This window comes from Paenibacillus sp. FSL R5-0475 (genome assembly GCF_038004585.1).
GTDB lineage: Bacteria > Bacillota > Bacilli > Paenibacillales > Paenibacillaceae > Paenibacillus_AQ.
The window spans coordinates 1-14,336 of sequence record NZ_JBBORK010000001.1 but is presented as its reverse complement, the minus strand read 5'-3'; the positions used below and the strand labels follow the sequence as shown (position 1 = coordinate 14,336).

Annotated in this window: 11 protein-coding genes; 2 read left to right on the top strand and 9 right to left on the bottom strand. The window is 39.2% G+C overall.

All coding sequences use genetic code 11. The annotated features are described in order from the left end of the window. The first annotated feature begins 296 nt into the window (after positions 1–296). On the top strand, positions 297–1,493 hold the full coding sequence (locus tag MKX41_RS00055) for a DUF5780 domain-containing protein (RefSeq protein WP_340968001.1): 1,197 nt from the start codon (positions 297–299) through the stop codon (positions 1,491–1,493). A 64-nt stretch (positions 1,494–1,557) separates the two neighbouring features. Here the strand turns inward: MKX41_RS00055 and MKX41_RS00050 are convergent, their stop codons facing one another. From MKX41_RS00050 to MKX41_RS00025, 6 genes are all read right to left on the bottom strand, one after another. Beyond that, positions 1,558–1,785 carry a hypothetical protein gene (locus tag MKX41_RS00050; protein WP_340967999.1) on the bottom strand — a complete coding sequence of 76 codons (228 nt, stop codon included), beginning with the start codon at positions 1,783–1,785 and terminating at the stop codon, positions 1,558–1,560. Positions 1,786–1,990: 205 nt separating this feature from the next. After that, positions 1,991–2,521, bottom strand: a complete 531-nt coding sequence (sigK, locus tag MKX41_RS00045; RefSeq protein ID WP_340974775.1) for an RNA polymerase sporulation sigma factor SigK — start codon at positions 2,519–2,521, stop codon at positions 1,991–1,993. Between the two features lie 582 nt (positions 2,522–3,103). Beyond that, complete coding sequence (locus MKX41_RS00040) at positions 3,104–5,077, bottom strand: alpha/beta fold hydrolase (RefSeq protein WP_340967997.1); 1,974 nt, start codon at positions 5,075–5,077, stop codon at positions 3,104–3,106. A gap of 59 nt (positions 5,078–5,136) precedes the next feature. Continuing rightward, positions 5,137–5,742, bottom strand: a complete 606-nt coding sequence (locus MKX41_RS00035; protein WP_340967996.1) for a TetR/AcrR family transcriptional regulator — start codon at positions 5,740–5,742, stop codon at positions 5,137–5,139. An 805-nt stretch (positions 5,743–6,547) separates the two neighbouring features. Next, on the bottom strand, positions 6,548–7,099 hold the full coding sequence (sigK, locus tag MKX41_RS00030; protein WP_340967995.1) for an RNA polymerase sporulation sigma factor SigK: 552 nt from the start codon (positions 7,097–7,099) through the stop codon (positions 6,548–6,550). Between the two features lie 22 nt (positions 7,100–7,121). After that, entirely contained in the window at positions 7,122–7,457 is a 336-nt protein-coding gene (locus MKX41_RS00025; RefSeq protein WP_340967994.1) for a hypothetical protein, read from the bottom strand. 589 nt (positions 7,458–8,046) lie between these two features. Here MKX41_RS00025 and MKX41_RS00020 point away from each other — a divergent pair. Then, a complete protein-coding gene (locus MKX41_RS00020; protein WP_340967993.1) occupies positions 8,047–8,748 on the top strand; it encodes a 4'-phosphopantetheinyl transferase family protein in 702 nt (233 codons plus the stop codon). A 496-nt stretch (positions 8,749–9,244) separates the two neighbouring features. Here MKX41_RS00020 and MKX41_RS00015 read toward each other — a convergent pair whose 3' ends face one another. The 3 genes from MKX41_RS00015 to MKX41_RS00005 form a co-directional block, all read right to left on the bottom strand. After that, positions 9,245–9,958, bottom strand: coding sequence for a thioesterase II family protein (locus tag MKX41_RS00015; RefSeq protein WP_340967992.1), 714 nt, complete (start codon positions 9,956–9,958; stop codon positions 9,245–9,247). 510 nt (positions 9,959–10,468) lie between these two features. Beyond that, positions 10,469–13,669 carry a non-ribosomal peptide synthetase gene (locus MKX41_RS00010; protein WP_340967990.1) on the bottom strand — a complete coding sequence of 1,067 codons (3,201 nt, stop codon included), beginning with the start codon at positions 13,667–13,669 and terminating at the stop codon, positions 10,469–10,471. A gap of 207 nt (positions 13,670–13,876) precedes the next feature. Then, the coding region (locus tag MKX41_RS00005; protein WP_340967988.1) for a condensation domain-containing protein at positions 13,877–14,336 on the bottom strand (460 nt) is incomplete at its 5' end.

Sequence of the window (14,336 nt, the reverse complement as noted above, 5' to 3'; positions counted from 1 at the left end):
TTATACCTTGCGTAGAACTAGTGCAAATATTTGGAAGTACAACTTTTTAATATAAAATTTCTATATTACTCCATCAGAGTTGCATAGAAGCTGTAGCATTTCTATTTGTTGAATTACATATGAAGGAATTTGTTAACTTTTGTAGAATGGTATCATTCACCTGCAACTTAAGTCCTAGTCATTTACGGCACATATATTCGCTGACATGTTAATAACAAAAGAGTTTGATATTATTTTAGCGAAACAACCATTTGAACAGGCATTAAGCAGGCAAAGTGAAAAAAAGGGGAATGAATATGCTCTGTAAAAAGTGTAACACGGAACTTTCAGAGGACAGTCTTTTCTGCAAAAATTGTGGAACTAAGACTTCAACAGCGTCTTCAGAAAAGTTAAGTAACAGGAAGAAATGGATTCTAATCGGTGGTATTATAGGAGTCGTGATTGTCATCGTACTGACAATCTGGTTCTTAAATAACAGACCTGTTGGTTCATTCAAAAATGCTATCCAAGGAAACAAATATGGAGATGCTATCGAAATTTATGAAAAGAAAATTAAAGGCGATCTAAAAAAAGAATCCGAAGTTGAGACGTTTCTTCAAACTAACATTGAAGAAGCGAAAAAAGATTTCACTAACGAAAAGATCGATTATACCACAGCTACAAACCAACTTGAAATAATTAAGAAAACTAACCTTTTGAAATCAGAAGTAAGTGCAGCTCAATCTGAGATAGACAAACTGAATGATTCGAGAACAGCATTTAAGACTGGAGAAGAACTCCTGAAAAACAAAAATGTGAAGAATGCTCTTGCGGAATTGAAGAAGGTTATCGAAGTTGATGAAGCCAACTATTCAAAGGCTCAGGAATTAATAAAGGACACTTCTGCTGGTTATAAAACCGCCATCCTGGACGATGCCCAAAAGCTTTCGTCCGAACAAAAATATGATGATGCTATCAAAGTCATAAATGAAGCTTTGATGATTATACCTAATGATTCTGATATGATGGCTAAAAAAACAGTTTATGAAAAGCAGAATGAGGAAAAATTGGCCACCCAGCGTAAAGTAAAGATGGAAGAAGCGAAGAAAAATCAAGAGGTAACAGTAGAAAAATCTATTATAATAGTTCAAGATGATACCTATAAATCTTTATATCCCGATATGATTCAAGTAATTACCCGAAACAACTCTAACAAAGTGGTTAAGAATATGAATGTATCTATGTTAGCCTTTGATTCTAACGGACTTCCTATAAAGATTAAACGAGAGTACGGAGATGCTTCCTTCGAGTTTGTGGGTATTGCTGAAAATGTAAATATTGTACCAAAAGCAACATTTGGAAAAGGAAAGGGGTGGAGTCTTGATAGCACCCATGGTATAAAAACTGTACTTGCCTGTGTAAAAGATGTCGAATACTACGACGGTACAAAATGGGAAAATGAATACTATCCATATTGGGTTGAAGAACACCAAGAAAAATCCTTGAATTTCTAACGATCAATCAGCATGGGCTTTCCATGCCATCTGTCGCAATATCTATTTCTTATTACAATGGAGTTTACTCGACCATCTTCCCAATCTCCATCCCACTCTTTAAGGTAAACAAATAACGCGTTGGCGAGGGGATGGTTATCTTCTCTACCAACGCGTTAAATTGTTCATCATCAAATTGTTCAAGCAAATTCTGTCGAGTATACATTACCTGTATGGTTTCATTTGTTTGTTTTGTTATTTGCGATTTTTGTTCCATATCCTTTTCAATATGTATTCCTTCATCCGAATTCATCTAACTCCCGTGATGTCCTGGCATTCGCCTTAAAGCTTCAAATTAACCCATCCCTTGAGGTCGGTTTTCAATTGTTCGATGTTCTGTCCTACAATAATTAGCCCATGCTGGGTGTACTATCAAAAAAGCAAGTTCCCTGTTGGCAAGTTGCTTTTAAAATGCTCTATTGTGAATCTCTACTTAAATCTAAATTATCCTCCAGACCCTACCGCTTAGCCTTATAAAACTCATGATAAAGCTTCATCAGCGCCCTCTTCTCAATCCGCGAAACATAACTCCACGAGATCCCCAGCTCCTTGGCAATCTCCCGCTGCGTCCGCTCTTCTCCACCTGTATCAAGTCCAAATCGCCCAACGACAACTTCTTTTTCCCGATCATCCAGAATATCGAGGTTACGATAAATCTTGCTCTTCTCGATCTTCAGATCAACTTCTTTAATGACATCATCCGCTTCGGAGCCAAGGATATCGATGAGTGTAATTTCATTACCTTCCTTGTCTGTCCCAATCGGATCGTGCATTGATACGTCTTTCCGTGTTTTCTTCAAGGATCTAAGGTGCATCAGGATCTCGTTTTCAATACAACGGGCAGCAAAAGTAGCCAGCTTTGTCCCTTTGTTCGGACGGTAACTCTCAATAGCTTTGATCAGGCCGATCGTTCCGATGGAGATTAAATCCTCCATGTCTTCTCCGGTATTATCGAATTTTTTGAGGTTGTGGACACGATGCGATGTAATAACTAGAAATGGACTGAATTATGCATGTCTCTGGGCAAGCAAACAATTAAATAGCCACATGGAGTTCTTACGCTCCTATGTGGCCTTTCACTTAGCTATCTTGAATTTTCTTCTTCAATTACAATATTTCTACTACTATTTTCCCATACTATTTATCTGTTGAAGCACTGCATTTACTTGTCCTAAAATTCTTTTAACCTCATCTGTAATATTGCAACGAAAAAGACCCTTAACTACAGAGAAAAACTCAGTATCAATTCTTCTGTAGTCATATCCCGTTCGAACTACATTATTAAGTTCATTTAGAACATATATCCAAAATTCTTTACTTAGAAATTGCCTTCTCAAATCAATTAGGTCGTGTCTTAAATCTCACTTAAGGGCATCTTTCTCCGCCTTTTCGTCCCCCTGCTGCGTCACTTTCTCTTGAAGTACCCCGGTACGCCTGCGAAAAAGTCCCTGGCTTGGAACGTAAATTCGGCAAAATCTGCTCCTTTAGGAATTCTAAGACACACCCTAATCGAACTTGACCCTTTCGACAGTATTCGCGGGATTCCTGCACCGTAGAGAACTGGACTCGTCTCATCTCTTGGTATTGAACCACTCTACAAGAATCGCAGCCGTATCATGGGGCTGAAATACCGGAAAATAATGACCATAGGGTACATCTACGCATTTAACCTGTGGATCGATTTCCTCAGGATAGTGGTAATCCTCATCTTCCTTGCCCCAGACCACTACTGTGCTCTTCGCCTGATCAGCTTTACTCCACGTCCCCATCGATAACTTGTCTTGGACTCCTTTGCCCTTCCCGGTATGAATCCAGCGTAACAAATCGGTATGCGCACCCGCAATGCGTGGAGATTGCATACTGGACCTCACCTTTTCTGCAAATCTTCTAATTACACGGTGATCCGTGTCACGTTTTGATTGAAGCATACGATTCCAGCCAGCTTCGGATCGCCCGGTCAGAAGGGTACGCACGAAATCTCTTGGCATACGGGAAGCCATACGCAGAGCTGTCTGGTTAGAGTTATGACCTACGGGCTGCAATAAACCAAGCTGAATATCTGTGCGTCCGCTCCTGAATGCCGCAGTAGCCGCAATTGCGCCCCCAACAGAGTGACCGATCAGCTTCATCGGGCCTTCCAACTCGCGAAGTGCGGTGAGTAGTTCATGCACATGGCCTTCAAACGCTTCACTCTTCTGATGAACAGGTGACCGACCGAATCCGGCCAGATCGACAAGCCATACCGGGTTTCCTGTCAGTTCCCGAAGCCGTTCTCCCAAAGGTAACATCTCATCGGCACAACTAAGCAAACCATGTACGATGATCCACGACTCTCCTTCACCATCCCAACCAAGTGCAGCCAAATTTCCGATCCGTGATCGAGTACAACCGGCTGGCAAAGTCCCAGATGATGCATGACGGAGACGATAATCCAAGTCGGCTGTCACAAATGGAAGCTGTTCCCTGATATCAGGCCAGGATTGTCCCATACGTGTGAACAGAGCCTCCGTCTCTTCCACCGGAAATGTTCTGTTGGTAATAAAAGAAACCGATTCTGCTGGAACACCGCTGATCCGCGTACCGCCTGATTTCATCGCCCATTGAACCCATGTCAGTGGTACAGCCCATTTGGGCTTTGGAACATCCATTTGCTGTGACAGAAGATGCAGTAATTCCTTCATGCTAGGACTATCTTCTTTGCGCGCCAAAAGTGGATACGTTCCTCCCACTGGAGCTGTTTCTTTGGATAAAAAGACAAGGGTCTTTGCAACCACATCATTCTCCACAAGCGGCAACCAATATGATGAACCTCCCGGTACAACAGGCATGAATCGTTTCTGAATCGCCTGAATGAGCAGTCCGATACCACCCGTTTGCTCGGTTTCACCCGTGGGTCGCGGTCCCACCACTGTACTTGGATTGACAACAGACAACGGATACTGATTCGCCTCTGCATGTTCACGGACATACAGATCAGCGTGAAATTTCATTTCTTCATATGCACTTTCATGATTTTCCAGTTTGTTGACCTGAATGTATTCCCCCTTTTCGTCCCGTTGTCCATACGGGCTCATAAATCCAACAACATGGATAAAGTGTCTCAGTCCGCGTATACGATGGATCTCGCCAGCCAGTTCCGCCACTTCCTTCGCGCCGTTCATAAAAATCTGTTCTGCTTCTTTACGCTCCAGAGTAACATCCATCGTGCCGCCAGCATGAATGATGACGTCTGCTTCGAGAACAAGCTGCCGATCAGTCAATATAAGGCCGAGACCTGGTTTGGACAAATCGCCGTGGATAAATGTAATTCGGTCGAAGTTCTTCACTCCGTAAGCTTGCAGCACAACTCTGGCTCTTGGTTCGGAACGAACAAGCAACAACAATTTTGTGTCCCCAGCCGCGAGTTGTTTTACTGTTTCCTTACCGATAAAGCCTGTACTGCCTGTCATGAAAATGATTGCTGGTTCAATTGCCCTCTTGTTAATAACCTGCTTTATGTCCCTAGTGTGCTCCGTTTTTGTTTCACGAGTAGTATGAACATTCATTGTGTATTCGCCCCTCATAGTACTATTTAGTACTAATTATATTCAAAAAAAAGCTTCGTTTACCGAAGCATCTGACAAAAAGTACGTGCTGATTGTTCAATAATTCCTGTATCACGCGCGGTCTCCCCAAGTACAAGCGAACCTTCCATTGCCGCAATAAATAATGCTGCTGCTGGTCCCGGCTCGATTCCTTTACGAAACTCCCCGCCATCCAGCCCCTGTTGGAACAATTTCTCCATCATTGGCTGCAACTCACGAAAGAAACGGGATATGCTTTCTTTTACTTCCGGTGCACTGGCTGGTGTCTGCATATACAGTGTAATAAACGGACAACTTCCTTCATAATCCCGACCCTCTATGCCTGCGGACAGTAACGCCATAAACGAATAGATGCGTTCTGTTACCTCTCGTTCACGCTGACTGAGCAGCAGGTAAAGATCTGATTCATACTGGGCGATCCAGTACTGCACCACAGCATGAAGTAATTCCTCCTTGTTTTTAAAATGGTAATAGATATTCGACTTGGATACTCCGCTAACCCGTACTACCTCATCCATACTAACGTAGCTGTACCCCTGACGCAGAAATAACTGTGCAGCCACTTCAACTGCCTTGGTCCGGTTAACCGGATTGGAACTCTTAGATTTAGCAGATCCATTGTTCAATTTTTTATTCGTCATATATAGAACTATATAGTACTAATCAAATAAAAACAAGTTTTTTGTTAATCAAAAGATCCTCTTTCACCTCAACCCCCTCCTACTTGTCCACATATAGTATTAACGCTGTGTTAAATACGTCATGGAATTACTAAACCGCTTCGGGTTATCCACATTCCAGAGATATTCACGAGGTTATTGGATCTGATCGGCAGATTCATCCTCTTTAATCAAAAGCGACTAGGGCGTGTTAGTGACTCAAAAATATATTTTCATTATATCCATATTATTACTACATCATTTCAACTCTTGTAGATATAAGTCTAGCAACAATTATTACTACTCTTTTTTTGCTATCGATCATTTTAGAGTTATCTATCTAGAAGCTTATTCCTACATTCAAAACATATATATATTAAATCTATGCATCATTTAAAGTATTCTTCTGAACACCACTTTATCTTTATTTCACTACTTTTTTCATGAATTTTTATTAACTGATTTTTAAAAAAATTCGTTGAACTATATCTTTAGCTATAAAAAACTGTCTCTTAAAGTAAATTATTTGCTTCTGATATGGACCTTGGTGCTTTTCATTGTTCTCATATACATGTAACAATTGAATATGGAGATCATAAATTTCTTTGTATGTCATAATAACACCCCTCAGCAGTTACAAAGTTAATTTTCTGAATATGCTTTTTTTATGTTCATTTATCCCAACGACTTGAATTAACAAAAAAGCAACTCCCCTGTTGGCAAGTCGCTTTTAAAACACTGTATAGTGAATCTTTAGTTATTATCTAAGACCCTACCGCTTCGCCTTATAAAACTCATGATACAGCTTCATGAGTGCCCTCTTCTCTATCCGCGACACATAACTCCGCGAGATCCCAAGCTCCTTCGCAATCTCCCGCTGCGTCCGCTCTTCCCCACCTGTATCTAGCCCAAATCGCCCAACGACAACCTCTTTTTCCCTATCATCCAGAATATCAAGATTACGATAAATCTTGCTCTTCTCGATCTTCAAATCCACTTCTTTAATAACATCATCCGCTTCAGAACCAAGGATATCGATTAGCGTGATTTCATTACCCTCTTTGTCTGTCCCAATCGGATCGTACAAGGACACGTCTTTGCGAGTTTTCTTTAACGAACGTAGGTGCATCAGAATTTCATTTTCAATACAACGAGCCGCAAATGTGGCCAGTTTTGTCCCTTTGTTCGGACGATAGCTCTCAATAGCTTTAATCAGGCCGATGGTGCCGATGGAGATCAGATCCTCCATGTCCTCCCCAGTATTATCGAATTTTTTGAGGTTATGGACACGAAGTGATGTCAGTACAACAATAAAACCGAACACTGTGACCTTACAGCGCTCGGTTTTATTGTTGAATATTCCTTTTTTTCAAATGTTGAGCAATACGTTGAGCCCATTCAGGCAAAACACTCTGATGGTATTTGAAGCATTCCTTATCTGCTTCCAGTACAATTTCACCGTCTGCTTTGCTATTATCAATAACAACTAGATGGTCGATTAAGTCCAAATGAGCCAATAGATTCTCCATGCTAGTTACACTGCGTCTAATAATATCCTCTGACTCAATATGATGACCCCCGTTTTTCACGCGAGTAGTAACACGCTCAATATTAAGCCGTACATCCCCTAGTCCAACATAAAACATGATGGTCTCAAATCCATTTTCTTTTGCATCATACATTTGACGAATAACATTTCCACCTGCTAATGTCGTCTCGATTGTGAAATCCCGCTTATTCCGGATACATTCTCTAGCTAATTTGATAGCTTCCTTTCCTGCAGTTACTTTATACTTCTCTGGATTTTGCTGATCAATTTTACGCGCTAAAGCATCTGGATCGATGTTTACACTTATACCAAGTCGATCAACAATCTAGAACGGACCTATGCAGAAATGTAGGCAGTGCATTAATCGTGCCTCTGGGGAAAATACCACTAAATCAACGATGTATAAAAAGTCATAGGCGAGAAGCAACATAAAGCACCTGCAATTAGTAGGTGCTTTATGTTTGATCAACTCTTCAATCGCAGCCTTAGTTAAATCCCTGGCTTCATAAATGGCATTGTAGTAATATGTTTAGCATCACCACACTCAACATGATAGATAAATATGTCCGGTTTTTTTCTTTACTAAGGGAAAAATCCGGACGGAGAAATAGAATAAATCTTAATTAACTGTTACACTTGAAAATTTGATTGGCTTGGTAGAGGTCTAGTTGTATACTGAAAAGTAATTTCTTATATAAATTGACAGGGGCGTAAGACTAGAAATGGAGATACATGCCATTCAATTATCGTTCATTACTGAACATGCGTTGTTTGATCAACTGCTTGTATATGTACCACCCAATAAAAGAGCCAAGATTAATAAATTCCACCAATTCGAAGATAAATTGCGTTCATTAATTGCAGATCTACTCTCTAGGGTCGTGATGTGCAGATTGATGTACATAACAAATCGAAATTTCACTTCAAAACTGAATGTAACCTCCTACGGAAAACCCTATCTTGAAGGTTCATCGTTGCACTACAATTTATCTCATTCTGGAGTTTGGGTGGTACTAGTTGTAGATCATGAGCCGGTAGGGATTGATATCGAGAAGAAACAAACTATTGATTTGGATATTGCATCGGGATTTTTTTCACCTGCTGAATATGCTGATCTATCATCATTACCATGTAGCCAAAGAACAAACTATTTTTATTCATTATGGACGTTGAAGGAAGCATTAATCAAAGCCGATGGCCGAGGATTATCGATTCAGTTTGACACCTTCTCATTCTCACTGCGTAACGATCGAATTTATTTCGATCCCGCTTGTTCCGATCTCCCACAATATTATTTTCATCAATATGATATTGCTCCAGATTACAGTCTATCTGTATGTGCGATGAACGATAAATTCCCGGAAAATATTCATATTTGGGATTTTGAAACATTAATATCGAACGTCAAGAACTTTCTAAGATAACTCATCCCTTGTAGCTAAGAGTATGGATGATAGTCTATCTACAATTGCTAGAAGCATCCACCACCATAACTCTGTGATGAAGAACACCACTTAGTTCTAAAGAGTAAAATGAAATCATTATTTATTCAATAGAATAATAGCCTCTCTTTTCCGTACGATGTCTTCGATTTCGGTTTGCCTTGGTTCCAAATCATATCCAAGCTATCGTCTCGTGAGAAAAGGGGGCCACGCCAATTATACAGTTAGTTAATCCTATGGTCTTGTCTCCTCTGTCGTAGCTAGAAAAACATCGTGCCTCATAGAGTTGACGGATGGCTTTATAAGCTTACTTTCCGATCTCAGAGAATACCAGCCAAACCCAGGATACACTATATTGAAAGTAGAGGGGATCAGTTATATTGACAACTATTATGTTCTTTAATTATATTCTTCCATAATAATTGAAATTAGCGTAATAACTGCTTGTATTACATATTAGAGGAAATACTAACCTTCATTATTTAATGCTATTTAAAGCAACTAAAATTGAATTTACATAATTCAGTACCTCTGCCTCTTGATCTAGAATAAAAAAATGCCCCCCTTCAAACTTTTGGAAATGACAGTGACCGGTAGTTTCTTTTTCCCAATTAATCAGTTTTTTCCCTTCACTACCTATATCTGTATCTCCGTATAATATAAACAAATCACTTTTTATTTTTCTATGATTATTTGCTATATACTCTTCCGTTATTTTATAATCAGCTCTTAGAATTGGTCCAAAGAGATCTGTAAGTTCATCATTCTCAAAAACCAATGCATCAGTTCCCCCAAGATCAAATATTTTATTGAAAAAAAGTTCTTTTGGTAGTAAATGAATTTGTTTATTTTCTCTTTCTCTAGGGCAGGTACAACCTGATATAAATATTTTTTGTGGCATTTTAATGTTTTCATTAATAATTCGATGAACCAATTCGAAAACAATCAGCCCCCCCATGCTATGTCCAAATAAAGAATACTCAGAATGAGCATCAATTTGATCAATAATTCTTAAATACACATCGTCTACTGCCTCTTCGAAAGTTTTATACAAAGGTTCCCTCATTCTTGAACCCCTACCTTTTAATTCAATCGGCACTATTCCTATATCTTTATTCATTCTTTTCCATTTATTGAATATCGTCGCTGAAGCGCCCGCATATGGAATGCAAAATAACTTTGTATTAATCATTTTGTAACTCCTCTTATCATAGTGTTTGTAGTTTAATTTTCAGTTCCCGAGGGGCCAAAAATCATCAGCTAAATTTTCAGCGATGATCTTTGACCTACCTGTGGGACAATAGAATTGATTAGCTTGTTTCAGAATATTTCCTTGTTACCTCAGTTGTGCTGACCAAAAGATATTGATATTGCTTATTTAACTTGCTACCCAGGAACCACTACTCATTTTTTAACCACAAGTTCGCTGCTTTGGACGATGCTTTGCCCAAATTGTCATAAATTCCATCATGTACAATTTATTAGCGAAACTCGCTTCTTTTTCCAATCCAAATAATAATCAGATACCTACCTCATTCTAAAAATGCTTGCTTGATACAGCCAAACGCAATAATAACAGCTTGGTATAGAATGGTATGGAAGATAATCGAATCTTGATTGGCTTCTCACTCCATTATTCGTTGATATACTGAAGTTGCATCTGCACAATCCTCTTTTGTTTTACATAGGGCTTCCATCAATATTAGCCTAGGTTCATTCCATCAATAGCCAATTTTGGCTTTAACTCACTTTTCAAACTTAGATTTTCAAAATGAAAGGCCATTTCTTTAATAGTTCTATATGAATAAACTATAATTTCTTCAACTTGGAATCCATTTCTTTCTAACTCTATTTCTAATTGTACTGCTTTTATTGAATGGCCACCTAACTCAAAGAAATCGTCTGATCGTCCTACTTCCTCAATCCCCAAAACTTTTTTCCAGATCTCAGCGAGTTGTTCTTCTATTGCTCCTTGGGGTGCAACATACTCATTTCCTCGCATCCACCCCTCTTTTGGTAAAGGTAACGCCTTCCGATCCACTTTTCCGTTTGAAGTCAATGGCATTTGCTCTACTTCCATAAAGTAGGCAGGTACCATATAACTTGGTACAAGTTTCTCCAAATGCCTTCTTAAATCGGTTACATCTATGGTGGTCTCACTAACAAGATAAGCGCATAGATATTTGCTGCCATCGTCTGACTCTCGTGCCATAACCACGGCCTCGTTAACCGAATCATGCTTCAACAGCTGAACTTCGATCTCACCACATTCAATCCGGTATCCTCGAATCTTCACCTGATGATCCATCCGACCCATATATTCTAGAGTTCCATCTGGTAACCACCGTGCTAAGTCTCCACTTCGGTACATCTTTTCCCCAGGTTTAAACGGGTTCGCAATAAATCTATTCCTTGTGAGCTCCTCACGATTCAAATAGCCACGAGCAATCCCTTTTCCACCAACAAAAAGCTCTCCAATCACGCCTACAGGGACAAGTTTTTGCTGTTCATCGAGAATACACATAGTGGTTGTGGGAATAGGATGACCGATATTACTTTTCTCACCTTCAATATCCTCCATAGTCACTTCCCTATAAGTCGTGTGAACAGTTACCTCTGTGATCCCGTACATATTAATTAATTTCGTATGTGGATACGCTATTTTCACTTTATATAATTTTATTGGACTTAGTGCTTCTCCCGCAAAAATGATATAGCGTAGTGCCAAATCATTTCCAATGAAATTGCTTCCCTCTTGCATAAGGGCATAAAATGCTGTCGGTGTTTGATTCAAAACTGTTACTTTCTCTTGTAATAATAAATCTGTCAACGCCTCTGGAGATTGTGCAATAAACTTTGGTACGATAACAAGTTTTCCTCCATACAGTAAGGCACCGTACATCTCCCAAACAGAAACGTCAAAACAATAAGAATGGAACATTGTCCATACATCATTCGCATTAAAGTCAAATTCCATTTCATCATTTAGAACTAAGCGAATGACATTTCTGTGTTCGATGATAACCCCTTTAGGTAAACCTGTAGTACCTGAAGTGTATATGATGTATGCAGCATCTTGCGGGCTATTTATATTCTCTAAATTCGTTATCTCCTCTTCCGATATGACATCCAGTTCCTCTGAGAGATTGAATGTTACTCCGCTAAATGTAGTACTAGCAGCATATTCACCAGTTGTAATTAAGAATGAAGCCTTGCTATCTTCGAAAATGTATTCTACTCTTTCCGCCGGATAACCTGGATCAATTGGGAGATATGTTCCTCCTGCTTTGAGAATGGCTAATATACTAATAATTGTTTCAACCGATCGATCTAATAGTAATGCAACAATAGATTCTTGTTTAACTCCATGAGACCTTAAGGCTCTTGCTAGTTGGTTAGAACGCTCATTTAACTGAAGATATGTTAACTGTCGACCTCCAGCCACAACAGCAATATTCTCTGGTGTTTTTTGAACCTGTTCCTCGAATAACTGATGTATGGTCTGATGAGATGGATAACCTGCTTTTGTTTGGTTAAATCCGTTTACAAGCTGTTCTCTTTCCTCTGCCGTCACTATTTCAATCTCATTAATCATAGAGTTCGGATTTGCTATGATTTGCTTAATAACATGTTGCAAATGACCTTTCATTCGTTCCACTCTTCCAGGTTCAAACGCGTTCAGATTGTAACTGAATTTTATAGCAAGTTCCTTTGCAGGTATCAAAATCACATTAAAGTCATAATTCGTTTGCTCAAACGTATTGAAATTCGATAATTCCAATCCTACTCCTGCTGCTTGACCCATGTCCTTCAAGCGATCATCCATCGGGTAATTTTCAAAAACCATAATATGATTGATCAAATCTTGTTTTAATGTACATTGATTTTGGATCTCATATAAAGGATACGAACTATATGCATCTGACTCGCTCGCTGCATATTGAACTGCCTTCAGTACCTCCGTAAACTGTTGAGTCGAACTATTTGAAATTCGGACAGGAATAGTATTAATAAACAATCCTACCATCTTCTCGATTCCTGGTATCACTGCAGGTCTCCCCGAAACGACTGCACCAAAAACAACATCATTCGTTCGGTTATATTTCTGCAGGACTACCCCCCAGATTGTCTGCATAATGGTATTCAAAGTGACCTGGTATTGGTTCGCCAGTTGTTGGAGTTTTCGCGTCTGTTCCTCATCCAGAGCAAACCACAGCTCCTCTTGCTTATAACCATCTGCCGTCTTTTTATATCCCGGCAGGGTAGTCACTTCATCGATCGTTTTCAAATAATCGTTCCAATAATCCGATGCTTTCGCTTTATCTTGTTTCTCTAACCACTGAATAAAGCGACTATAAGGCTGTGCCGTCTCCAATTGTAAGCGTGTTCCCTTATTTAAGGATTCGTAGATATGGAGTAATTCACCAAACAAAATACCTAGACTCCAACCATCTATAACAATGTGATGGAAACTCCAAATCACCTCGAACTGCTCCTCACCCATCTCAAAAACAGCTACTCTCATTGGAACATCCTTCGTCAACCTAAATAAATTCTTTTTATCTTCTTTAATATATTCAAATATCATATTAATCCTAACATTTTCTAACTCTTGAGAGATATTTTTATAATTTATATGAAGATTTTTCTGTTTTTTTAAAACAATTTGTAGTGGATTCTTAGTATTTTTATAAGAAAAAATTGTTCGTAATACTTCATGCCTCTCAATAAGTAAATTGAAGCATTTTTCCAAAATTAAAACATCAAAACTCCCCTTTATACTAAATCTTATCTGCTCATGATAAGCTTCGTTCTTCTGATAAAGGGAATGGAACAACATTCCTTCTTGCATCGATGATAAGTGATACACATCTTTAATATTATCCTTAGAAAAAAGGTTCATAAATTTTAATCTCTCCTAATATAAATCAATATTTTTCTAGGGCAGTGATTGAGGAGATATTTCGGAAATTCACTTTTTTATCTCCGCACTTACTTAGAAAATTTCAGCTCTAGTAGATCAATAACATTGGTTTCTGCTGCGATTATTCTTAGAGCTCCGAATTTGTTATATTCGGAGCCCTGTCAGTACTCAAACTCCAAGAATAGCTCAATCTATTAAGGATTGATACAATGCCTCTAAATCTTCAAAAGAAATATTCTTACTGCTCAAATCACTTGGAGTCAACTCCGTACTCTCTTTCTCCACGCAGTGCTGAATAATTGCTGTTAGCTTCTGCATATAACAGCCCGCAAGATTCTCCATCTCCTGCTCAAAATACTGCTTCCCGTTGTAACCAAACGTAAATCGCATTCTTCCCTCTTTCACAATGCCACTTACTTCTAGTGCACTATTTCGTTGCAACTCAGGATTTGCCATGACACCTACAGGTAACGAAGATCCTTCAAAGATCGCTGTCTGGAAGTCTTGGTCAAACTGTCCCAAGTAGTTGAAACTAATGCCGGATACCTTCCGTCCTTCGCCTTGGCCTTCCTCACCCAAGTAGCGGTACATGCCGTATCCGATCCCTTTGTTCGGAATTGAACGTAGTGCTTCTTTTATCGTTTTG

Bases quoted from the DNA above. Each gene is read 5' to 3' on its own strand.
- MKX41_RS00055 (WP_340968001.1), top strand. From the start codon at position 297: ATGCTCTGTAAAAAGTGTAACACGGAACTTTCAGAGGACAGTCTTTTC.
- MKX41_RS00050 (WP_340967999.1), bottom strand. From the start codon at position 1,785: ATGAATTCGGATGAAGGAATACATATTGAAAAGGATATGGAACAAAAA.
- MKX41_RS00040 (WP_340967997.1), bottom strand. From the start codon at position 5,077: ATGAATGTTCATACTACTCGTGAAACAAAAACGGAGCACACTAGGGAC.
- MKX41_RS00025 (WP_340967994.1), bottom strand. From the start codon at position 7,457: ATGTATGATGCAAAAGAAAATGGATTTGAGACCATCATGTTTTATGTT.
- MKX41_RS00020 (WP_340967993.1), top strand. From the start codon at position 8,047: ATGGAGATACATGCCATTCAATTATCGTTCATTACTGAACATGCGTTG.
- MKX41_RS00015 (WP_340967992.1), bottom strand. From the start codon at position 9,958: ATGATTAATACAAAGTTATTTTGCATTCCATATGCGGGCGCTTCAGCG.
- MKX41_RS00010 (WP_340967990.1), bottom strand. From the start codon at position 13,669: ATGAACCTTTTTTCTAAGGATAATATTAAAGATGTGTATCACTTATCA.